The 22,504-nt window shown below is 65.1% G+C and carries 20 protein-coding genes; 9 read left to right on the top strand and 11 right to left on the bottom strand.

Annotated features, from left to right (window positions below; genetic code table 11):
* Position 1: 1 nt before the first annotated feature.
* The 11 genes from J8I26_RS09280 to J8I26_RS09230 all read right to left on the bottom strand — a co-directional run bounded on the left by J8I26_RS09280 (position 2) and on the right by J8I26_RS09230 (position 12,218).
* On the bottom strand, positions 2 to 340 hold the full coding sequence (locus J8I26_RS09280; protein ID WP_209606370.1) for an urease subunit beta: 339 nt from the start codon (positions 338 to 340) through the stop codon (positions 2 to 4).
* A gap of 10 nt (positions 341 to 350) precedes the next feature.
* A complete protein-coding gene (locus J8I26_RS09275; protein ID WP_209606368.1) occupies positions 351 to 653 on the bottom strand; it encodes an urease subunit gamma in 303 nt (100 codons plus the stop codon).
* Between the two features lie 106 nt (positions 654 to 759).
* Positions 760 to 1,656 (bottom strand): urease accessory protein UreD, encoded by an 897-nt coding sequence (locus J8I26_RS09270; RefSeq protein ID WP_209606366.1) that lies wholly within the window; start codon positions 1,654 to 1,656, stop codon positions 760 to 762.
* Positions 1,657 to 1,768: 112 nt separating this feature from the next.
* The gene (urtE, locus tag J8I26_RS09265) at positions 1,769 to 2,467 is read right to left on the bottom strand and encodes an urea ABC transporter ATP-binding subunit UrtE (protein ID WP_209606364.1); all 699 of its coding nucleotides are present in this window, start codon (positions 2,465 to 2,467) and stop codon (positions 1,769 to 1,771) included.
* A gap of 209 nt (positions 2,468 to 2,676) precedes the next feature.
* Positions 2,677 to 3,546, bottom strand: a complete 870-nt coding sequence (gene urtD, locus J8I26_RS09260) for an urea ABC transporter ATP-binding protein UrtD (RefSeq protein ID WP_209606362.1) — start codon at positions 3,544 to 3,546, stop codon at positions 2,677 to 2,679.
* A complete protein-coding gene (gene urtC, locus J8I26_RS09255) occupies positions 3,543 to 4,679 on the bottom strand; it encodes an urea ABC transporter permease subunit UrtC (RefSeq protein WP_209606360.1) in 1,137 nt (378 codons plus the stop codon). The genes urtD and urtC overlap by 4 nt, the downstream gene beginning before the upstream one ends.
* Positions 4,676 to 6,301 carry an urea ABC transporter permease subunit UrtB gene (gene urtB, locus J8I26_RS09250; protein WP_209606358.1) on the bottom strand — a complete coding sequence of 542 codons (1,626 nt, stop codon included), beginning with the start codon at positions 6,299 to 6,301 and terminating at the stop codon, positions 4,676 to 4,678. The genes urtC and urtB overlap by 4 nt, the downstream gene beginning before the upstream one ends.
* 181 nt (positions 6,302 to 6,482) lie before the next feature.
* The gene (urtA, locus tag J8I26_RS09245) at positions 6,483 to 7,736 is read right to left on the bottom strand and encodes an urea ABC transporter substrate-binding protein (protein ID WP_209606356.1); all 1,254 of its coding nucleotides are present in this window, start codon (positions 7,734 to 7,736) and stop codon (positions 6,483 to 6,485) included.
* Positions 7,737 to 8,102: 366 nt separating this feature from the next.
* The gene (locus tag J8I26_RS09240; protein WP_209606354.1) at positions 8,103 to 8,930 is read right to left on the bottom strand and encodes a ferritin-like domain-containing protein; all 828 of its coding nucleotides are present in this window, start codon (positions 8,928 to 8,930) and stop codon (positions 8,103 to 8,105) included.
* Positions 8,931 to 9,172: 242 nt separating this feature from the next.
* Positions 9,173 to 10,915 carry a sensor domain-containing diguanylate cyclase gene (locus tag J8I26_RS09235; RefSeq protein ID WP_209606352.1) on the bottom strand — a complete coding sequence of 581 codons (1,743 nt, stop codon included), beginning with the start codon at positions 10,913 to 10,915 and terminating at the stop codon, positions 9,173 to 9,175.
* A 13-nt stretch (positions 10,916 to 10,928) separates the two neighbouring features.
* Positions 10,929 to 12,218 carry an extracellular solute-binding protein gene (locus tag J8I26_RS09230; RefSeq protein WP_348635306.1) on the bottom strand — a complete coding sequence of 430 codons (1,290 nt, stop codon included), beginning with the start codon at positions 12,216 to 12,218 and terminating at the stop codon, positions 10,929 to 10,931.
* Positions 12,219 to 12,653: 435 nt separating this feature from the next.
* On the opposite strand from J8I26_RS09230, the gene J8I26_RS09225 reads away from it, so the two are divergent.
* The 9 genes from J8I26_RS09225 to J8I26_RS09185 all read left to right on the top strand — a co-directional run bounded on the left by J8I26_RS09225 (position 12,654) and on the right by J8I26_RS09185 (position 22,471).
* Positions 12,654 to 13,883, top strand: coding sequence for a Bcr/CflA family multidrug efflux MFS transporter (locus J8I26_RS09225; protein ID WP_209606348.1), 1,230 nt, complete (start codon positions 12,654 to 12,656; stop codon positions 13,881 to 13,883).
* A 258-nt stretch (positions 13,884 to 14,141) separates the two neighbouring features.
* Positions 14,142 to 14,846, top strand: a complete 705-nt coding sequence (locus tag J8I26_RS09220; RefSeq protein ID WP_209606346.1) for a FadR/GntR family transcriptional regulator — start codon at positions 14,142 to 14,144, stop codon at positions 14,844 to 14,846.
* Positions 14,847 to 14,938: 92 nt separating this feature from the next.
* Complete coding sequence (locus tag J8I26_RS09215) at positions 14,939 to 16,591, top strand: ABC transporter substrate-binding protein (RefSeq protein WP_209606343.1); 1,653 nt, start codon at positions 14,939 to 14,941, stop codon at positions 16,589 to 16,591.
* Positions 16,592 to 16,743: 152 nt separating this feature from the next.
* A complete protein-coding gene (locus J8I26_RS09210) occupies positions 16,744 to 17,697 on the top strand; it encodes an ABC transporter permease (RefSeq protein WP_209606341.1) in 954 nt (317 codons plus the stop codon).
* A 1-nt stretch (position 17,698) separates the two neighbouring features.
* A complete protein-coding gene (locus J8I26_RS09205; protein WP_209606340.1) occupies positions 17,699 to 18,604 on the top strand; it encodes an ABC transporter permease in 906 nt (301 codons plus the stop codon).
* Complete coding sequence (locus tag J8I26_RS09200) at positions 18,601 to 19,707, top strand: oligopeptide/dipeptide ABC transporter ATP-binding protein (protein ID WP_209606338.1); 1,107 nt, start codon at positions 18,601 to 18,603, stop codon at positions 19,705 to 19,707. Before J8I26_RS09205 ends, J8I26_RS09200 begins: the two co-directional genes overlap by 4 nt.
* Positions 19,700 to 20,695: an ABC transporter ATP-binding protein gene (locus J8I26_RS09195; protein ID WP_209606336.1), complete on the top strand. Its 996-nt coding sequence runs from the start codon at positions 19,700 to 19,702 to the stop codon at positions 20,693 to 20,695. Before J8I26_RS09200 ends, J8I26_RS09195 begins: the two co-directional genes overlap by 8 nt.
* Positions 20,696 to 20,778: 83 nt before the next feature.
* On the top strand, positions 20,779 to 21,969 hold the full coding sequence (locus J8I26_RS09190) for an amidase (protein ID WP_209606335.1): 1,191 nt from the start codon (positions 20,779 to 20,781) through the stop codon (positions 21,967 to 21,969).
* Positions 21,956 to 22,471 carry an ureidoglycolate lyase gene (locus J8I26_RS09185; RefSeq protein ID WP_209606334.1) on the top strand — a complete coding sequence of 172 codons (516 nt, stop codon included), beginning with the start codon at positions 21,956 to 21,958 and terminating at the stop codon, positions 22,469 to 22,471. The genes J8I26_RS09190 and J8I26_RS09185 overlap by 14 nt, the downstream gene beginning before the upstream one ends.
* Positions 22,472 to 22,504 lie beyond the last annotated feature (33 nt).

Here is a 22,504-nt window from a genome sequence, read left to right as displayed (position 1 = left end):
CTTATTTTCCCTTTCCGCTGTCTTTGTCCTGCGATTTGAGCTTGCCCATCACCAGCGCATTGAAGCCGTAGACGCGACGCTCGCCCGCCAGCGCCACCAGCTCGACCACGCGTTCCTGGCCCGGCTCAAAGCGCACCGCGGTACCGGCGGCGATGTTCAGGCGCATGCCGTAGGCCGCGCGACGTTCGAATTTCAGCGCCGGGTTGGTTTCGTAAAAGTGAAAGTGCGAACCGACCTGGATCGGGCGGTCGCCGCTGTTGGCCACCGTCACGCTCACGGTCGGACGGCCGACGTTCAATGCGATCTCGCCGGGTTCGACCAGCATTTCTCCTGGAATCATGGCGTGCTCCTCACGGGATGGGGTGGTGTACGGTAACCAACTTGCTGCCGTCGGGGAATGTGGCCTCCACCTGGATGTCGGGGATCATCTCCGGCACGCCCTCCATGACGTCGGCGCGGCTGAGGATGGTGGTGCCTTCGGACATCAGCTCGGCCACGGTCTTGCCGTCGCGCGCGCCTTCCATGATGGCCGCGGTGATCAGCGCCACCGCCTCCGGATAGTTCAGCTTCAGGCCGCGCGCGCGGCGGCGCTCGGCCAGCAGCGCCGCGGTGAAGATCAGCAGCTTGTCTTTTTCCCTTGGTGTCAGTTCCATGTTGGCTCCCGGCCGCGTGCGGCCTTCAGGTTCTTTGGATGTTGCAAACGGTATTGCGATATGCGTTCAGGTCGTGCGTGATGCGTTCGATGTTCGAGGCTCGGGTTCAGGTATTCCAGATGCGCGGTATTGCCGCCTCGTGCCGCGTCACCGCTGGCCGCAGCACGCGCCAGGCGGTGTGCAGCCAATGTCGCGCGGCCAAGCTGGAGTGCCCCAGGTAACGCGCCACCAGCACCTGCTTCATCAACGTGGCGCCGCTGTGGCCTTCCAGCTGCAGGGCGCCGATGGTCTCGCGCAGCCTGCCCAGCAGCGCCGCGTCCATGCCGTCGCCCACCACGATCAGGGTGCCGCACACGGTGCGGCCGTCCAGCGCCAGCGGGCCGCGCATCAGCTCGGCCTGCAGCTTGCCTTGTTCGAACCAGACCAGCTTGCCGCCGCGGCGAATCGACGTGCGCTGGGCCACCGCGCCGGTGTTGAAACTTTCTCCCGATGCGGTGCGGCCGAAGCAGAGGATCTCGGCGCCGATGTAGGCGGCGTCGGCGGCCAGATCCACCTCGTGCTCCATGCGCACGTCGGCATCGTCGAAGAAAATGGTTTCCTGCGGCAGCCATTCCAGCACCGCGCCGGCCTCGGCCTTGAGGTTCACCGCCTGGCGTGAATGCCCGCCGTTGGCGCGGTACCACTTGCCGGCGCCCGGCGTGGTCAGCAGCGCATGCGCGCCGGCGCCGAGCTCGGCCGTGATGGTCAGCTGGTCGCCGCCGACGATGCCGCCTGGCGGGTGCACGATGATGGCGTGGCAGATGGACGGATGTTCGGGATAGAGCGGCTTTTGGACACGTAGCGGGCCAAAGTGCTGGCGTCGCAGCAGGCGGGTGGTGCCGGTGTCGTCGGCAAATCCCAGCGACAGGCGCGCATGATCCGGCGCGTGGCGCTGCTCCGGCGCCGTCGCCGGGGACAAGGCCGCTGCGCCGGCGGATTCCGATTGGCCGGTGATTCGTTTCATACCTTGTTGTTGTCAGTTTGGAATGCAGCTCGCCAAGGGCGCGTGCAAGTTCTTCATTGTCATGGCAGCCACGTCTCCCGCCAGAGCTGTGAGTGTATAGCAGAGCGCCCGATTACACGGCGAGGTGCTTTTTGACGTCGTCGCCGTCCATCTGGTCCCGGGTGCCGGAGGCGACCACCTCGCCGCGCGACATCACCACGAAGGTGTCGGCCAGCTCGCGCGCGAAATCGAAATACTGTTCGCACAGCAGGATGCCGATGTCGCCGCGCTGGCGCAGCAGGCTGATGACGCGGCCGATGTCCTTGATGATGGAGGGCTGGATGCCCTCGGTCGGTTCATCCAGGATGATCAGCTTGGGTTCGGCCAGCAGTGCGCGCGCGATCGCCAGCTGCTGTTGCTGACCGCCGGAGAGATCGCCGCCGCGCCGGTGCAGCATTTCTTTGAGCACCGGGAACAGTTCGTAGACCTCGCCCTTGATCTGTGAGGCGCGCCGGCCCGACAGCGTGGCCATGCCCATGAGCATGTTCTCTTCCACCGTCAGGCGCGCGAAGATCTCGCGGCCCTGCGGCACGTAGGCGATGCCCAGCTTGGCGCGCTGGTGCGGCTTCAGTCTGGTGATGTCATGCCCGTCGAACATGACGTTGCCTTTGGCCACCGGCAGCACGCCCATCAGGCATTTCAAGAGCGTGGTCTTGCCCACGCCGTTGCGTCCCAACAGCGAGAGCACGCGGCCCTTTTGCACGTCCAGCGATACGCCGCGCAGCGTGTGTGCGGCGCCGTAGTACTGGTTGAGTTGATTGACTTGCAGCATATTCTTGCGCTCCTGCCTTAAGCTCTTGGTGGAAGTGCCGGGGCGGCATGTGCCGTGAAAACGGGTTGTCGTTCCTGCGAAAGCAGGAACCCGGTGTCGTTGAGCATTTCCCCGCCTGGCGAAAAAAGTCGCTGGGCTCCCGCTTTCGCAGGAGCGACAGTCGCTGTTGAGGCGTGATGCTGTCGCGCCCGCAATGTCTCGTTCATCGCTCAGCGTCCCAGATAGACTTCAATCACGCGTTCGTTGGACTGCACCTGCTGCATATTGCCCTCGGCCAGCACCGAGCCTTCATGCAGCACGGTCACCTTGCCGCCTTGCGCGATCTCTTCGACGAAGCCCATGTCGTGCTCCACCACCATGATCGAATGCTTGCCGCGCAGCTCGTTCAACAGCTCGGCGGTGCGTGCGGTCTCGGCGTCGGACATGCCGGCCACCGGCTCGTCCAGCAGCAGCAGTTGCGGCTCCTGCATCAGCAGCATGCCGATCTCCAGCCACTGCTTCTGGCCGTGCGAGAGCAGGCCGGCGGTGCGGTGCTCCTGGCCGTTCAGGCGGATCAGCTTGAGGATCTCTTCGATCTTGCCGATCTGCGCAGAGTTCAGCCGTGCGAACAGCGTGGTCTTGACGCGCTTGTCCATCTTCATGGCCAGTTCCAGGTTCTCGAACACGGTGTGCTGCTCGAACACGGTAGGGCGCTGGAACTTGCGGCCGATGCCGGCGTGCGCGATCTCGTATTCGGTCATGCGGGTCAGGTCGATGGTCTGGCCGAAGAAGGCGGTGCCCGCAGTCGGGCGCGTCTTGCCGGTGATCACGTCCATCATGGTGGTCTTGCCGGCGCCGTTGGGGCCGATGATGCAGCGCAGTTCACCCACCGAGATATCCAGGTTCAGGTTGTTGATGGCCTTGAAGCCGTCGAACGAGACCGTGATGTTTTCCAGATAAAGAATCGCGCCGTGCGTGGTGTCCACGCCTTCGGGTTTGATGCGCTCGTAGGACGTGCCATGGTCGGCGTGCGGCGTGTCGACGTTGCCGCCCAGGCCGCTCACGCCGTGCGCCTTGCCGGCGCTGTGCAGTTCGCTCATGCTGCCTCCTTGGATGCGGCTTCCTCTGTTGCGGGCGAGTTGCCGGCGTCGCGCTTTTTCAGTTTCTGCACCAGTCCCAGGATGCCTTGCGGCAGGAACAGCGTGACCAGGATGAAGATCAGGCCCAGCGCATACAGCCACAGGTCGGGGAAGGCGGCGGTGAACCAGCTCTTCAGGCCGTTGACGGTGAACGCGCCGATGATCGGCCCCAGCAGGGTGCCGCGTCCGCCGACGGCGGCCCAGATCACCATCTCGATGGAGTTGCCCGGCGACATTTCAGACGGATTGATGATGCCCACCTGCGGCACATAGAGCGCGCCGGCGACGCCGCAGATCACGGCCGACAGCGTCCACACGAACAGCTTGAACCACAGCGGGTTGTAGCCGATGAACATCAGGCGCGATTCGGAGTCGCGCACGCCCTGCAGCACGCGGCCCAGCTTGGAGGTGACGATCATGCGGCACACGAACAGCGCGCCGAACAGCAGCGCCAGCGTCACCAAATAGAGCGCCGCCTTGGTGCCCGGCGCGGTGATGGTGAAGCCGAGGATGCGCTTGAAGTCGGTGAAGCCGTTGTTGCCGCCGAAGCCGGTATCGTTGCGGAAGAACAGCAGCATGAAGGCGAAGGTCATGGCCTGCGTGATGATGGAGAAGTACACGCCCTTGATGCGCGAACGGAACGCAAAGTAACCGAACACGAAGGCAAGCAGACCCGGCACCAGCACCACCAGCAGCATGGCGAACCAGAAGTGGTCGGTCATCCACCAGTACCACGGGTAGACCTTCCAGTTCAGGAACACCATGAAGTCCGGCAGGTCGCTCTGGTACACGCCGTCGCGGCCGATGGCGCGCATCAGGTACATGCCGTGCGCATAGCCGCCCAGCGCGAAGAACACGCCGTGGCCCAGCGACAGGATGCCGGTGTAGCCCCACACCAGGTCCAGCGCCAGCGCCGCCATGGCGTAGCACATGAACTTGCCCACCAGCGCCACGGTGTAGCTCGACACGTGCAGCGCGCTGCCGTCGGGGAACATCAGGTTGCATACCGGCAGCAGCGCCAGGATCACCGTGCAGACCACGATGCCGGTCCATGCGGGTTTGGAAAACAGCGAAGGTTTCATCAGGGCGCTCATTCCACGCTCCTTCCCTTGAGTGCGAAGAGACCTTGCGGACGCTTCTGGATGAAGACGATGATGAAGACCAGGATGGCGATCTTGGCCAGCACTGCGCCTGCCACCGGCTCCAGGAATTTGTTCACTTCGCCCAGGCCGAAGGCGGCGATCACGGTGCCGGCCAGCTGGCCGACGCCGCCCAGCACCACCACCATGAAGGAGTCGACGATATAGCCCTGGCCGAGGTCGGGGCCGACGTTGCCCAGCTGCGAGAGCGCCACGCCGCCCAGGCCGGCGATGCCGCAGCCCAGGCCGAAGGTCATCATGTCGATCCGGCCGGTGGACACACCCACGCAGTCGGCCATGCGGCGGTTCTGCGTGACGGCGCGCACGAACAGGCCCAGGCGCGTCTTGTTCAGGATCAGCCACACCGCGACCACCACGAACAGCGCGAAGAACACGATCACGATGCGGTTATAGGACAGCACCAGCGAACCCAGCACGGTCACCCCGCCGGACATCCAGCTGGGGTTGGCCACCTCGACGTTCTGTGCGCCGAAGATGGAGCGCACGCACTGCATCAGCATCAGGCTGATGCCCCAGGTGCACAGCAGGGTCTCCAGCGGACGGCCGTAGAGCCAGCGGATCACCAGGCGCTCCAGCGCGATGCCCACGGCAGCGGCGACGATGAAGGCAGCCGGCAGCGCCACCACCAGATATGCATCGATGGCGCCCGGGAAGAATTTGCGGAACACCAGCTGGCACACGTAGGTGGTGTAGGCGCCGATCATCAGCAGTTCGCCGTGCGCCATGTTGATGATGCCCATCAGGCCGAAGGTGATCGCCAGGCCCAGCGCCGCCAGCAGCAGCACGCTGCCCAGCGAGACGCCGTAGAACAGCTTGCCCGCGAAGTCGACGACGGACAGGTGGCGATCCAGCGCAGCCAGCGTGCGCACGGCTTCGATGCGTACGCCTTCGTCGGGCTCGGCGTAGCTGCCGTCGGTATTTTTCGCCAGCATCTGTTCCAGCACCGGCTTGAGCGAGGCGTTGGTGGTGCCGGACAGCGTCTTCACCGCAGCGCGGCGCGCGGCCGGATCGGCGGCGTGCAGGTTGGCGGTGGCCTGCACCTGCTGCAGGATGTCCTTGATCTGCGCGTCGCTTTCCTTGGCCAGCGCCTTTTCGATCAGTGGCAGCTGCGACGGGTCGGCGTTCTTGAGCAGGTCGCCGGCCGCGGCCAGGCGTTCCTCGCGCTTGTCCGAGAGCAGCTTCAGGCCCGACAGCGCGCCATCGATGGCGCTGCGCAGTCGGTTGTTGGCGGTGATGCCTTCGGCGTCGTCCGGCGCCGGGCCGCTTTGGCCGGTGGCGGGATTGAAGGCGTTGCCGCTGTCGTCCACGATCAGTACCTCGCCGGCGGGCGTGGCATAGAGCGTGTCGCTACCCAGTGCTTTGAGCACCTTCACGGCGTCATCGGTGGCCAGCGCCGCGATCTGGTTGACGGCTTCAATGCGGGCGTCGGGGTCGTCTCCGCCGAGCGGTTTGAGCAGCGCCGGGTCGATCGCGGCCTGCGCGATGAATGCCTGCGCGCACAGCCAGAGCGCCAGCAGCGTGCGTAAAAAGTGAACCAACGGGATGGCAGGTTTCATTGTCGTTGTGCGCATCGATGCTCACGGCCGGGCACAGCGGTGCCGCAGGTGCACTATCTGAACAGGGCAGCTGAACAGGCCGGCGGATCGGGAAGCGGCTTTTGGTCGAGGAGGGTGGAACGCCTGCGCAGCCGTCTCAGCGCTGCGCAGGTCGGCCGGCGCGCGCGCCGGCCATGCCGCATTACATCTTCTGCTTGCTTTCGTTACCCGGGATGTACGGGCTCCAGGGCTGCGCGCGGATGGTGGTCTTGGTCTTGTTGACCACGTTGAACTGACCATCGGCCTTGATCTCGCCGATCATCACCGGCTTGTGCAGGTGGTGGTTGGTCTTGTCCATTTCCAGCGTGTAGCCCGACGGCGCCTTGAAGGTCTGGCCGCCCATCGCTGCGATCACCTTGTCGGTGTCGGTCGATTTGGCCTTCTCGACGGCCTGCGCCCACATGTGGATGCCGACATAGGTGGCTTCCATCGGGTCGTTGGTCACGACGGTGTCGGCGTTGGGCAGGCCCTTGGCCTTGGCGTAGTCCTTCCACTTCTTGATGAAGGCGGTGTTGACCGGGTTCTTCACCGATTCGAAGTAGTTCCAGGCGGCCAGGTGGCCCACCAGCGGCTTGGTGTCCACGCCGCGCAGTTCTTCTTCACCCACGGAGAACGCCACCACCGGCACGTCGGTCGCCTTCAGGCCGGCGTTGCCCAGTTCCTTGTAGAAGGGCACGTTGGAGTCGCCGTTGATGGTCGAAATCACGGCCGTCTTGCCGCCGGCGGCGAACTTCTTGATGTTGGCCACGATGGTCTGGTAGTCGGAGTGACCGAACGGGGTGTAGACCTCGTCGATGTCCGAATCCTTCACGCCCTTGCTGTGCAGGAAGGCGCGCAGGATCTTGTTGGTGGTGCGCGGGTAGACGTAATCGGTGCCCAGCAGCACGAAGCGCTTGGCACCGCCGCCGTCCTTGGACATCAGGTATTCGACCGCGGGAATGGCCTGCTGGTTGGGCGCGGCGCCGGTGTAGAACACGTTCTTCTCAAGCTCTTCGCCTTCATATTGCACCGGGTAGAACAGCAGGCTGTTCAGTTCCTTGAATACCGGCAGCACCGACTTGCGCGACACCGAGGTCCAGCAGCCGAACACCACCGAGACCTTGTCCTGCGAGATCAGCTGGCGGGCCTTTTCAGCGAACAGCGGCCAGTTGGAGGCCGGGTCGACCACCACCGGCTCGAGCTTCTTGCCCATCACGCCGCCCTTGGCGTTGATTTCGTCGATGGTCATCAGCGCCACGTCCTTGAGCGAGGTCTCGGAGATGGCCATGGTGCCGGAGAGGGAGTGCAGGATGCCGACCTTGATGGTGTCCGCGGCGAAGGCGGAAGGCAGCCATGCGGATGCGGCCAGGGCGAACGCGCCCAGTGCGGTTGCTTTCAGTACGGTACGACGTGACATGTTTGCTCCCTCGAGAAAAAAGTTTGAATGGTTTTTTTCACTGCCCTTGGCTCATAGCAGAATGCGTGCCAATGGACGGAGGAAGCTGGTGCGCGTGCATCAAAGCGGGGCGCACCGCAGCGAGGCGAGTCGGGATGTGTTGCCAATGCGGATAATTTTCCGCACCAAACACGGGAGGCATTGTCGACAAAAAATCGGAAAACAGAGCGCCTTCACCAAGCTGGAGCTCGGCTGTGCCCGATGTTGGGGCGCGCTGCGGCGGGCGCTTGCAGCGGGTGATGGCCCGCGCATGGGCAACAATCAGCGCGCAGTTGCCGCCGGTCATCAAGGCGGAGGACGCGACGGCAGCGGCCGCCGGGGCCGGCCCTAGCGCAGGATCACGCGCTGCATGAACTGGCGGATCGGGAACTCGATCATGCTCTGCACCGCCGTGGGCAACTCCAGCGGGCGCATGATCATCTTGATGGTGGTCTCGGGTTTGAGGTTCACGCGCACCGTACGGCTCATGCGCGAGGCCAGCTCCTTCACCTGCGCCGGATCGGCCGCCAGCTCGGGTTTGTGCACCTTCACCACGTGACGGATGGCGCAATCGGCATCCTCGTTCTTGAGCTCCAGCGTGCGCCGGCTCAGGGTGCCCAGCACGCGCGAGCGGCCGATGTTCTCCTGGTTGCGGTAGCGGCGGAAGTATTTATAGAAGTGCTTGTAGTGATTCACTTCATCGTTGGCGATCAGGCCGGCCAGGTGCTTTAACACCGGTTCGTCGGTGGCGCGCGCCAGGGCGCGGTAATAGGTCGAAGTGCCGGTCTCGACCACGCAGCGTGCGGCCAGCTCCAGCGCGCGCGTCGGCTCCAGCAGCTCCACCTTGCAGTATTGGGAATATTCGTCGAGGAAGCCCCGGTAGGCGCGCTCCCATTCGAACTCCGGCCATACGTACTCGACATAGGCGCGCAGCGCAGCGCCGTGCTGCAGTTCTTCCTTTTCCCATTGCTCGCGCAGCCACCCTTCGACCTCGTCATCGCCGCGGTAGTACTCCACCAGGTTGTGGGTGTAGAGGTCGGAGCCGCTTTCGATGAAGGAGGCGCAGGCCACCAGATAGAACAGCTCTTCGTCGCCGCGTACGCGCGCCACGTCAATGCGCGCCAGATCGATATCTTCCACGGTCCAGTGTTTTTTTTCTTCGCGGCTCGGCGTCATCTGCTGTTCCTTCTATTGATGGTTGGCATGCAGATATGACGCAACGCGCCATCATTGGTTCAGGTGAGACGGGGCCGGATGAGCATTCTTTGCATCTGCAATGCGAGCTGTCAGCTGCGCGTCAACAGATTGTCAGCAAGATGCCGGAAGGGCGCCGACAGCGCCGCCGGCATTCTGCCCGGCAGCCTGCGGCAAGAACAGGAATCGAGGGAAACGCGCGCCGCAGTGGGGCATGACCGCGTTCAGAGTGCGTGGGCGGCGTCGCTGCCCAGCACCACGCGGTTGCGGCCCTGATATTTGGCGTGGTACAGCGCCTGGTCGGCAATGCGCAGCACGCGCTCGGGGGCGACCTGGTCGTCCGGCTGCACCGCCGCCACGCCGATGCTGGCGGTGATGTAGCCGAAGGGCGAATCGGCGTGCGGAATCTTCAGCTCGAAGATGGCGTCGCAGATGTTCTCGGCCTGCTGGATGGCGCTGCCGGCATCGCTCTCGGCGACGATGATGACGAACTCCTCGCCGCCGTAGCGCGCCACCAGGTCGGTGGCGCGGCGTGAGCTTTTCTGCAGCACGCGCGCCACGATGCGCAGGCATTCGTCGCCGGCCTGGTGACCATAGCGGTCGTTGTATTTCTTGAAGTAATCCACATCCAGCATCAGCAGCGCCAGCGGCTTGTTGGAGCGCGCCGCGCGCCGCAGTTCGTTGGCCAGCGCTTCGTCGAAGCGGCGGCGGTTGGCCACGCCGGTCAACCCGTCGGTAGAGGACAGCGCCTCCAGCTTGCGGTTGGCGCGCTCCAGTTCGCGCGTGCGCAGCGCCACCTGGTCTTCCAGCTGTTCCTTGTTCTGGTGCAGCTTGCTGGCCATCTCGTTGAACTTGCGCGAGAGCACCGCGATCTCGTCGTTGCCGGCCTGTTCCACGCGGATGCGCGAATTGCCGGACTCGGTCTCTTTCATCACCATGATCAGCCGCTTGAGCGGCGCGGTAATGCTGCGCGCGATCAGCGCCGACAGCAGCAGCGAGGCGGCGAAGCACAACAGGCCGATGGCGAGGATCTTGTTGCGCAGCGAGCGGGTGTCGGCGTTGAGACGATCGTTGGAGGTAGCGCTGACTACCAGCCATGAGGTATGCGGCACCTTGGCAATGGCGGCGTAGTAGGGCACCTTGTCGGCGCCGGTGTAGGCGATGAAGTCGGCATCGCGGCGCTGCGCCAGGCTGTTGGCGATGCCCTGCAGCAGCGCCGAGTCGGCGGTGCCGGTGCCGCCGCCTTCGCGGTTTTGCACCACCACCGCGCCGTTGTTGGCGTCGACGATGAAGATGCTGGAATCGTAGCCCAGGTCGATGCCTTCAAAGATGCGGAAGAAGTAGCTCGGCCTTACCCCCACCAGCAGCGTGCCGGCGCTGCGGTTGTTGGCGGTGAAGCGGATCGGGCGCAGCATGGCCAGGCTTTTCTGGCCGTGGCCGGCGTTGTAGACGGTCCACCACGGTCGGCCGGCGAGGTCGGGCGCTTCCTCGGCCAGGCGGCCGATGCTGTTGGCCAGCGGAGCGAAGATCTGCGGATCGATCACTTGGCGATTGCGGTCCAGAACGTATTTCTGATTGACGTAGGAGAAGGCGCCGTAGCTGTCCAGCAGCACCTTGGTGACGCCGGTATGGGCGGCGGCGCTGGCCGCCTCGTCGCTGCCGTAGTAATCGGTCAGCAGGTTCTGCAGGCGGTCCGAGAGGACCAGCTCTTCGCTGGTGTCCTCGATCTTCTCCATGCGCAGCAGCAGGTTCTGCGAGATCTGCTTGACCACCTGCATCGAATATTCGCGCACCTTTTCCTGTGTGGCGCTGCTGGTTTCGCCATAGGCCAGGAAACCCGAGATCAGCAGCGGCAGCAGCGACACCAGGATGAAGGAATTGATGAGTCGATAACGGATCTCGATTTTGCGCACGAAATGCAGCAGGCGGAGATCGAGCCGGTTGCGCAGAGGTCGTTGTTCGCTCATCGGCTGTCCGTGCTTACTTGTTGTTGGAGCGGGCCTGGTCGGCGATCGAGGCCTGCAGCGCGCGCGCGGCCTGATCCGGCGATGTCTTGCCCGACAGCACGCCCTGCATCAGGCCGTGCAGCACATCGATGGTATTGGCCGGCAGATAGGAATAGTACAACCCCGGGCCGTCGCCGGCCGGACCGGTTTGCACCATGCGATCCACCAGCGAGAACAGCGCGCGGTCGCCGCTGACGTCTTCCGAGATCTTCCTGAACGGCGGAATGTTCTGCCGCTTGCTCTGCCAGATCGGCATGCCGGGGCCGTACAGGAAATCGATGAACTGCTTGGCCGCCTTGCGGTTGCGCTCACTGCTCTTTTGCGCCACGGCGAAACCGGTCTCACTGCCGATCACCGGCGTCAACGTCTGGCCGCGGTCGTTCCACGGCGGCATGAACACGCCGGCGCGCACCTCACGCCCATGCATCAGCGTGCCGGCCGCCCAGCTGCCCTGGAACACCATCGCCACCCGGCCTTCGACGAACTGGCGCAGTGTGTCGTCGTAGCCGGCGCGCAGGTTGTCGGGCTGCACCAATTTCTTGTCGGCCAGCGCGCGCAGCTTGGCAAAGATGCCGGCGCCTTGCGCGTTATCCAGCGCCAGCGTGCCGTGGTCGATGCGCGCGCGCCAGTCCGGCACGTGGGCTGCAACGGCATTGGCGAAACCGTAGCTGAACGGACCGTTGCCCAGCATGTTGGGAAACGCGCCCGACAGCGCCAGCGGCGTGAAGCCGGCCTTCTTCAGCGCGACGGCGGCGGCGATGAATTCGTCGAAGTCGGCCGGTGCTTTGCGGATGCCGGCGCGCTCGAACATGTCGCGGTTGTAGTAGATCAGCGTGGTGGCCAACCCGCCGGGGATGCCGAAGCGGCGCCCGCCGGGCGAGGTCCATTCCCGCTGCAGGCTCTCAAGCATATGGCCCCAGGCTGCGGTGTCGGCCATGTCTGCCAGCAGGCCCTGGTCGGCCAGCGTCACGGTATAGGGGTTGGGATTGACCGAGATGATGTCGGGCAAGTTGTCGGTGGCGGCCTTGGGCTTGAGGTTTTCCTCGACCGAGTTGCCGATCATGAATTGCAGGTTGATCCGGATGTCGGGGTGCTCGCGCATGAAGGTGTCGGCCACACGGTGCATCTCCTCGGACCAGTCCGGCGCCCACACCAGCGCGTTGAGCACGATGGGCTCGGCCGCGGCCTGCGGCGGCGCGCTCGCCTGCTCATGCCGGCCGCAACCGGTCAGCAGCAAGGCTGCAACAAGTCCGGCCGCCAGCACCCCCCGGCGGCTGCGTCTGTTCGCCGGCGCGGCCTCATCGGGCCCGGCGTCCGGCATTTTTTTCGCTGGTGGCGAAAATCGCGCAATCATTGCTTCCCCTGCGGCAATATGCTCTGGCTTGTATCGTTCGGCTTGTTGCCTGGCGCGCCATGCTGCGGCATCGCCGGCTATTGTCAGCTCGCATGTCGCTTGTATGTCAGCTTATTCCCGCCTCTCCTCGCCGATGATCCCGGTGAGTGAGAACTGTCTCGGGCAGTGTGCCATTTTTCGCAACAAGCTGCACGCGACTTGTCGGCAATATGTGTCACCGGCTTGGTTTTTTTATGCCTTGGTTGCCGCTGCGCAATCCCTGCGCCTGAATCGAAATGCCCGCGGACTTATAATGGCCGTCCGCACTTCAGGGCCGCGTACCGTGGCCGTCCCAAGACTTTCCACATGCACAACAACGATACTTCGCTCTCGACGGGCAAATTTCCCCCATGGCTGGCGGTCCTGGCCGGACTGACCGCGATGGGCGCGCTGGCCATCGACATGTACCTGCCCAGCTTCACGGCCATCGCGCGCGATCTCAACGTCGGCACCAACCTGATCCAGCTGACGCTGGCGGCCTTCCTGATCGGCCTGGCGGTGGGGCAGATGTTCTATGGACCTCTGTCCGACCGCTTCGGCCGCAAGCCGCCGCTGTTCTTCGGCATCGGCCTGTACTTCATCAGCTCCTTGCTGTGCATCTTCGCCCAGAACATCGAGACGCTGATCGTGCTGCGCCTGTTCCAGGGCCTGGGCGGCAGCGCCGGCATGGTGATTCCGCGCGCCATGGTGCGCGACCGCATGGGCGCCGAAGGATCGGCCAAGGCCTTCTCGATGCTGATGCTGGTGTTCGGCCTGGCGCCGATCCTGGCGCCCTTCATCGGCGGCATCATGCTGGTGTTCGCCAGCTGGCGCGGCATCTTCGTGGTGCTGACCATCTTCGCGCTGCTGTGCATCCTGGGCACCCGCAAGTACCTCAGCGAGACCGTCGACGTCAGCCGGGCCGAGCCGCTGCACATCGGCCGCACGCTGCGCCAGTACTGGGGTTTGCTGCGCCACCGGCAATTCATGTCCTACGTGCTGTGCGGCGGCCTGGTGCAGGCCGGCATGTTCGCCTACATCTCGGGCGGCCCGTTCGTGGTCATCGAGCTGCACGGCATCAAGCCGCAATATTTCGGTTTCGTGTTCGCCTCCAACGCCATCGGCCTGATCGCGGCTTCGCAGGTCAATGCGCGGCTGGTGATGAAGCGCTCGGCCGAGCGTGTGCTGGGCAAGGTGCTGTGGGTGCCGGCCGGCCTGTCACTGTTCGTGGCGCTGGCGGTGCTGGCCGGCTACGAAAGCCTGCCGTTGCTGCTGGCGGGCTTCTTCGGGTTTCTCACCGCGTACGGCTTCACCGGCCCCAACGCCACGGCCATCGCGCTCAAGCATCAGGGGCGCCAGGCCGGCACCGCGGCGGCGCTGATGGGCACGCTGCAGTTCGGCATGGGCGTGCTGTCGGGCGTCATCATGAGTTTCTGGCATGACGGCACGGCCTTGCCGCTGGTGGCTGTGATGGCCTTCTGCGGGGTGGCGGCTTTCCTGCTGTACCACCTGGTGGCCAAGCATGAGACCTCGGCGCCGGTGGTGGCGCAGCCGTAATTGTCGTTGCCGGTCTGATCGGGGAACGCCGCTGATGGTATCAGCGGCGTTTTCTTTTTGGCGACGCTGCGTCATCGATGTACATCGCCAACTTGGCGCACGCCGTCCACGCAGCGCACATTCTTGGCGCTGCACCATGCCCGTCGTGCGCCTGCGCGGCGGTGTTTTTCCCACTCCACGGCACATTTCCGTTTGGCACGCTAATTGCTGATCCTTCGTTCGCGGTCTGACCAGTCAGGCCAAACCAAGGATTGCACCATGAGCATGCCCAACATCGCAGCGCAGACCCTGCAGCGTCAGATCCTGTCCGGCACTTACGAGCCAGGCACGATGCTGCCCAGCCAGCGCGAATTGTCGGACTCCATGGGCATCAGCCGGGCATCGCTGCGCGAAGCATTGTCGATGCTGGAGGCGCTGGGCTTCATCCGCTCGGTGCCGGGCAAGGGCACGCTGGTGACGGAGCGGCAGGCCGGGCGCGTGGCGCCGCCGCCCTTGCATGACGCGGCCGATGGCGAGGCCGTCAGCGCCGCATCGGCGTTGCAGCTGGCGGCGATCTTTCAGCTGCGCTACGTACTGGAGCCGGCCTCGGCCGCGCTTGCTGCGCGCAACATCACGCCCCAGGCCACGCCGCGCCTGTGGGGTATACAAGCGCGCTTTGAAGAGGCGCTGAAGAACTTCGACCTGGTCAGCGCGTCCCACGCCGACCTCGAATTCCACCAACTCATCGCCGAGCTCTCCGGCAACCCTGGCTTTACGCAAGTGGTGCGCCAGTTCGAGAGCCCGATCAGCCACAGCCTGCGCGTGCCCTTCGCTGATCCCGAGCGCATCTGGACGCCCGCCGTCGAGCATCGCGCCGTCGCCGCGGCGATCTCCGCCGGCGATGTCGACGGTGCGCGGCGCGCCATGCAGCAGCACCTGGTCAATGCTGCCGCGCGCGTCGAACTGGAGTTCGTTCTGCCCTGACTATCCGTACCGGTTTCATGCGTCACCCGCATCCGTCGTTTGTTTCATCTGTCGTCGTTTCCACCGTCATCCCAACAAAGGAAAGCACTGATATGAAATTCCCGCAAACCGCAACCCTGACGCTGGCCTGTACCTTGGCTTTCGGCGCCTTCGCCTCGCTGCCGGCGCACGCCGAAAAGGTGCTGCGCATCGCCATGACCGCGGGTGATATCCCGCGTACGCTGGGCCAGCCCGACCAGGGCTTCGAGGGCAACCGCTTCACCGGTATCCCGATGTACGACGGCCTCACGCAGTGGGACCTCTCCAAGGCCGACAAGGCCAGCGAGCTGATTGCCGACCTCGCGCTGTCGTGGGCGGTGGATGCGAAGGACAAGACCAAGTGGATCTTCAAACTGCGTCCCGGCGTGAAGTTCCATGACGGCTCCGCCTTCAATGCCGGCGCCGTGGTGTGGAACGTCAACAAGGTGCTCGACAAGAACGCCGTGCAGTTCGATCCCAGCCAGGTCGGCGTCACCGCCTCGCGCATGCCCACGCTGCGCTCGGCCAAAAAGATCGACGACATGACCGTGGAACTGACCACCTCCGAGCCTGACTCCTTCCTGCCGATCAACCTGACGAACCTGTTCATGGCCTCGCCTGCGCAGTGGGAGAAGAAGCTGGCCGCGGTGCCGGCTTCGGTGACCGACAAGGCCGAGCGCAGCAAGCAAGCCTGGGCGGCGTTCGCAGCTGACGCCTCCGGCACCGGCCCGTTCAAGATGGCCAAGTTCGTACCGCGCGAGCGCCTCGAAGTGGTGAAGAACGATGGCTACTGGGATGCGCATCGCCGTCCCAAAATCGACCGCGTGGTGATGCTGCCGCTGCCCGAAGCCAACTCGCGCACCGCCGCACTGATGTCGGGCCAGGTCGACTGGATCGAAGCGCCGGCGCCGGACGCGCTGGATGCCATCAAGGGCCGCGGCTTCAAGATCTACTCCAACCCGCAGCCGCACGTCTGGCCGTGGCAGTTATCCTTCGTGACCGGTTCGCCGTGGCTGGACAAGCGCGTGCGCTACGCCGCCAACCTGTGCATCAACCGCCCCGCGATGAAGCAGCTGCTGGGCGGCCTCATGGGTGAGGCTACGGGCACCGTCGAGCCCGGCCATCCGTGGCGCGGCAACCCCACCTTCCAGATCAAGTACGACCCGGCCGCCGCCAAGAAGCTGATGACCGAAGCCGGTTACTCCGCCGCCAAGCCGCTGACGGTAAAGGTGCAGATCTCGGCCTCCGGTTCCGGCCAGATGCAGCCGCTGCCGATGAACGAGTTCATGCAGCAGAACCTGAAGGAATGCTTCTTTGACGTGCAGTTCGACGTGATCGAGTGGAACACCCTCTACACCAACTGGCGCATCGGCGCCAAGGATCCGAGCGCGCACGGCGCCAATGCGGTCAACATCAGCTTCGCCTCGATGGATCCGTTCTTCGCGATGGTGCGCTTCGTCGACACCAAGGCTGCGCCGCCGACCTCCAACAACTGGGGCTACTACAGCAACGCCGATGTGGATGCTCTGATCGCCAAGGCGCGCACCACCTTCGAGCCCAAGCAGCGCGACGCCTTGTTGGCCCAGCTGCACGCCAAGATCGTGGATGAGGCGCCGTTCGTCTGGGTAGCGCACGACACCGGGCCGCGCGCCATCTCGGCCAAGGTCAAGGGTGTAGTGCAACCGCAGAGCTGGTTCATCGATATCGCCACGATGAGCATGGACTGACGTGATGCGCTGAGCTGAGTTGAGCACCGCCGGTTGCAATGTGGCGGTGCGATCTCGCCGCAGGGCTCGGCCCCACGTCAACAAGACGCAGCAATTCTTTCTACCCAAGCCGCCGAGGCCGGCAACGGCGCCGGCGGCAGGCAAGAGCCATCATGATTTCCTATCTGATCCGCCGCGTGCTGTACGCCTTGCCCATCATGCTGGGCGTGGCCTTCTTGTGCTTCATGCTGGTCCACATCGCACCCGGCGATCCACTGGTGTCGATTCTGCCGCCGGACGCCTCGGTCGACCTGCAAAAGCAGCTCATGGAGCTGTACGGCTTCAACCGCAGTTATCCCGAACAATTCTTCAGCTGGGTCTGGCGTGCGCTGCACGGCGACCTCGGCAGCTCGATTGCCACCGGTCGTCCGGTCGCTGCCGAAGTGTGGAAGGCCGTTGGCAACACCTTCATGCTGGCGTCCATGGCCACCGTGATCGGTTTCGTCTTCGGCTCGCTGTTCGGCTTCGTGGCCGGCTACTTCCGCAATTCGTGGCTTGATCGCGCCGCCTCGTTCATTTCGGTGGTGGGCGTGTCGGTGCCGCATTACTGGCTGGGCATGGTGCTGGTCATCATCTTCTCGTCCAAGCTGATGTGGCTGCCGGCCACCGGGGCGGGGCCGGACGGCTCCGGCGCCTGGACCTGGGATCTTGAGCACATGAAGTACCTGCTCATGCCGGCGGTGACCATGTCCTTCATCCCCATGGGCATCATTGCGCGCACCGTGCGTGCGCTGGTGGCCGACATCCTCTCGCAGGAATTCGTGGTGGGGCTCAAGGCGCGCGGTCTGTCGGAGGCGGGCGTGTTGCGCCACGTGGTCAAGAACACCGCACCCACCGCACTGGCGGTGATGGGCCTGCAGCTGGGCTACCTGCTGGGCGGCTCTATCCTGATCGAGACTGTGTTCTCCTGGCCCGGCACCGGCTTCCTGCTGAACCAGGCGATCTTCCAGCGCGACCTGCCGCTGCTGCAGGGAACCATCCTGGTGCTGGCCCTGTTCTTCGTCGGCCTCAACCTGCTGGTCGACATCCTGCAGACCATCTTCGACCCACGCATCGAGCGAGCCTGACATGGACCTGTCCGCTACCCCTGCTTCTTCCCTTGCCGCCGCCGCGCCGGTCGCCCCCTATCGCCGCTCGCGCGGCCACTGGGCCAACGTCGCTGCGCGCCTGGTACGCAATCCCACGGCGATGATCGCCGGCGCCGTGCTGCTGGCGCTGATCGTCATGGCTATCGCCGCGCCTTGGCTGATGCCGGCCGATCCCTTTGCCACCTCGATGTTCGCGCGCCTGAAACCGATCGGCACCGCCGGCCATCTGCTGGGCACCGACGAACTCGGGCGCGATCTGCTCTCACGTCTGATCCTGGGCGGCCGGCTGTCGCTGTTCATGGGCATTACGCCGGTGCTGCTGGCCTTCGCCATCGGCAGCGCGCTGGGCATTCTGGCCGGCTATGCGGGCGGTTTCACCAACACCGTCGTCATGCGCACCATCGACATCCTGTATGCCTTCCCCTCGGTGCTGCTGGCTATCGCCTTGTCGGGCGCGCTGGGCGCCGGCATCTTCAACGCGCTGACGTCGCTGACCATCGTCTTCGTGCCGCAGATCGCGCGCATCGCCGAAAGCGTCACCACCCAGGTGCGGCGCAGCGACTATGTGGACGCCGCACGCGCGTCCGGCGCCGGCGCCTTCACCATCGTGCGCGCACACGTGCTGGGCAATGTGCTGGGGCCGATCTTTGTCTACTCCACGAGCCTGATCTCGGTGTCGATGATCCTGGCCTCGGGTTTGTCTTTCCTCGGCCTGGGCGTCAAGCCGCCCGAGCCGGAGTGGGGCCTGATGCTCAACACCCTGCGCACTGCCATCTACACCCAGCCGTGGGTGGCGGCATTGCCGGGCGCGTTCATCTTTGTCACGTCGATTTCCTTCAACATGTTGTCTGACGGCCTGCGCTCGGCCATGGAGGTCAAGCAATGAGCCTGACTGCACACCTGATGAACGAGGCCGACCGGCGCGATGTCGGCGGCCCACGCCAGCCCTTGCTGGGCGTACACAAGCTGCTCAAGCATTTCCCGTTGAAGAACAAAGGCCTGCCGTTTTCCGGTCGCGCCGGCGGCGCCGTGCGCGCGGTCGACGGCGTGAGCTTCGACATCATGAAGGGCGAAACCCTGGGCGTGGTCGGCGAGTCCGGTTGCGGCAAGTCCACTACCGCGCGCGTGCTGATGCAACTGATCGAACAGGATAGCGGCGAGCTGGTGTTCGACGGCCGCACCGTCGGTTCGCGCGCCATGCCGCTGCGCCAGTTCCGGCGTCAGACGCAGATGGTGTTTCAGGACAGCTATTCCTCGCTCAACCCGCGCATGACGATCGAGGATTCGATCGCCTTCGCGCCCATCGTGCACGGCCTGTCGTCGCGCGAGGCCATCAGCCGCGCACGCGACCTGCTGGCGCGCGTTGGCCTGCAGCCGGAACGCTTCGCCGGTCGTTATCCGCACGAGCTCTCCGGCGGCCAGCGCCAGCGCGTCAATATCGCGCGCGCATTGGCGCTGGAGCCGCGCCTGGTGATCCTCGACGAGGCGGTGTCGGCGCTCGACAAGTCGGTCGAAGCCCAAGTGCTGAACCTGTTGCTGGACCTGAAGCAGGAGTTCGGCCTGACCTATCTCTTCATCAGCCACGATCTCAACGTGGTGCGCTTCATCTCCGACCGCGTGCTGGTGATGTACCTCGGCCAGGTGGTCGAGGTGGGGCCGGCCGACCAGGTGTTCGACGCACCCAGGCATCCCTATACGCGCGCGCTGTTGCGCTCCATGCCCAGCATGGATCCCACCCGCCGCACCGAGGAGGCGCCGCTGGCCGGCGATCCGCCCAACCCGATCAACCCGCCGCCAGGGTGCCGCTTCCACACGCGCTGCCAGTTCGCGCAGGAAGTGTGCAAGCTGCGTGCGCCGTCCTTTGTGGAGGGCGACGACGGCCACGGTGTGGCCTGCCTGCGCTACGAACCGGGCAGCGGCTTTGATGCCGACACCTTCGATGCCGGCATGGCGATGCATTCCCAAGGCAAGGAGGCCGTTCATGGCTGAGATGAAAAGCATGGTCAGCCTGCGCGACTTGCGCGTGACGTTCAAGGCGCCCGACAAAACCATCCGTGCCGTCAGCGGCGTCGACCTGGATGTGGGCGAAGGCGAGGTGGTGGCATTGATCGGCGAATCGGGATCGGGCAAGAGCGTTACGCTGCGCTCCATCATGCGCCTGCATCCCGAGCGCCGCACCACGCTGGAGGGCGCGCTGGAAGTCGCCGGGCAGGATGTTCTGAAGATGTCGCCGCGCGCCTTGTCGGCGCTGCGCGGCGACACGGTGGCGATGATCTTCCAGGAGCCGCTACTGGCCCTGGATCCGGTCTATACCGTCGGCAGCCAGATCGCCGAGACCATTCGTCGCCACAAGAAAGTGTCCGGCGCCGAGGCGCGCGCGCAGGCACTGGCGCTGTTCGAGAAGGTACGTATTCCCAGCCCCGAACGCAGGCTGGATGCCTATCCGCACGAGATGTCCGGCGGCATGCGCCAGCGCGCGATGATTGCACTGGCGCTGTCGTGTTCGCCCAAGGTGCTGCTGGCCGACGAGCCGACCACCGCGCTCGATGCTACGGTGCAGATCCAGATCCTGCTGCTGCTGCGTGAGTTGCAGCGCGAGCTGGGCCTGTCCATCATCTTCGTCACGCACGACATCGGCGCGGCGGTGGAGGTGGCCGACCGCATTGCCGTCATGTATGCCGGACGCATCGTCGAGCAGGGTCCGGCGGCGGAGCTGCTCAAGCAGCCGCGCCATCCCTACACCATGGCGCTGCTGCAAAGCCGCAGCCACGGCGCGATGCAGAAGGGCCAGCGGCTGCAGACCATTCCCGGCTCGCCGCCCGATCTCGCCAACCTGCCGCCGGGTTGCGCGTTTGCTGAACGCTGCGCGCATGCCGCGACGCGGTGCCATACCGAACAGCCGCCGGAACAGGTGCTGGCCGCATCGCACACGGTGCGCTGCCTGCGCGTGCAGGAGCTGCAGTTCGCCGTCGCTTGAGTGAGGCGATTCGTCAGTATCATCGAACCATAAGCTGGCCACAATCGCACTGTATTCGCCGACCATTTGCATAAGGAATCCGCATGACCGCCGACGCTTCTTCCGCACGTTGTTTCGTTCCCTATCCCTTTGTTCCCGTTGCCTCCTCCAGCAGCGGACCGCTGGCCGGATTGACGTTCGCGGTGAAGGACATCTTCGACGTCGCCGGTTATCCGACCGGCTGCGGTAATCCGCACATGCTGGCGTTGTCTGGCATCAAGCCGCAATCGGCGGCGGCGGTGCAGGCGCTGGCGCAGGCCGGCGCGCGCTTCGCCGGCAAGGTCTACACCGACGAGCTGGCCTTCTCGATGAACGGCAGGAATGCCCACTTCGGTACACCGCGCAACGGCGGCGCGCCAGACCGTATCCCTGGCGGTTCCAGCTCCGGCTCGGCCTCGGCAGTGTCCAACGGCCTGGCCGATATCGCGCTGGGCACCGACACCGGCGGCTCGGTGCGCGCACCGGCCAGCCATTGCGGCCTGATCGGACTGCGTCCGACGCATGCGCGCGTATCGCTGGCCGGTGTGATGGATCTGGCGCCGGGCTTTGACACATGCGGCTGGTTTGCGCGCGACATGGATGCGTTCTCGCGCGTGGGTGACGTGCTGCTGGGCACCGACAGCGCCGCGCTGCCGGAGACCCCGCGTGTGCTGGTCGCAGCGGACGTGCTGGCTCTGCTGGAGCCGCGTGTGCAGGGCGTCTTCTCCGAGACGCTGGACCGTCTGGCCGGCGCCATCGGCACGCCGTTGCCGGTGAAGACCGCCTCACCTTCTTTCGACGCACTCTACTGGGCTTTCCGCCATATCCAGGGTTACGAGGCATGGCACAGCCACGGCGAGAACATCCGTCGTCACGACTTCCAGCTCGGCCCCGGCGTGGCCGAGCGCTTCGCCTGGTCGGCCACCATCACGCCGCAGCAGATGGCGCAGCACGCGGCGGTGCGTGCCGCCTTCCGCGAGGATTTCGCACGCCTGCTCGGGCGCGACGGCGTACTGCTGATGCCGACCATGCCCGATATCGCTCCGCTGTTGACCGATTCCGAACAGTCGCTGGAGAACTACCGCAACCAGGCCATCCGTATGCTGTGTCTGGCCGGGCTGTCGGGTTTGCCGCAGATTTCGCTGCCGCTGATGCGCCTGGATGAAGCGCCGTTCGGCTTCTCGGTGATCGCGCCGGCCGGCAGCGACCGCTCGCTGATCCGTTTTGCCGCAAGGCTGATGCATGAGTGCGCCTGAGGTCATGCGCGTCGTCGTGGCGCAGCCGCTTACGCATGAGGCCTTCACGCCTTATGGCGAGCTGATCGCACCGGGTGCGGATGAGCGCGCCATCAACTTCGGCACCACGCGTCGCTTCGATGGCGTGGCGCATCTGGATGTGGAGGAGGGCGGCGGTCGCGCCTGCGTGGCGATCTTCCGCACCGATGAAGGCACGCACCGCGCGCCGTATCCGCTGCGTGCCTTCGAGCGCCACCTGCTGGGCAGCCAGAGCTTCGTGCCGATGGGCGCCGGCCGCTGCTTGGCCGTGCTGGCCGGTGTCGGCGCGCAGCCTGACGAGGCGGCGATCGCGGCCTTCATCATCGAGCCGGGGCAGGGTGTCACGCTCAGGCGCGGCGTCTGGCACCATCCATTGATCACCATCGGCGCGGCCGACGTCCTCGTGATCGAACGCGCGGCGCAGGCCGAGGACTGCGAAGTGGTGATGCTGCACGCCCGCGCCGAAGTGCATCTGCCGCAGTAGCGCGGCCGCCGGACTGATCCGGCGCAAGCCGGG

Source organism: Herbaspirillum sp. LeCh32-8, assembly GCF_017814915.1.
Taxonomy (GTDB): domain Bacteria; phylum Pseudomonadota; class Gammaproteobacteria; order Burkholderiales; family Burkholderiaceae_D; genus Herbaspirillum.
The sequence above is the reverse complement of the archived record's forward strand: the minus strand, read 5'-3'. Positions and strand labels throughout refer to the sequence as shown.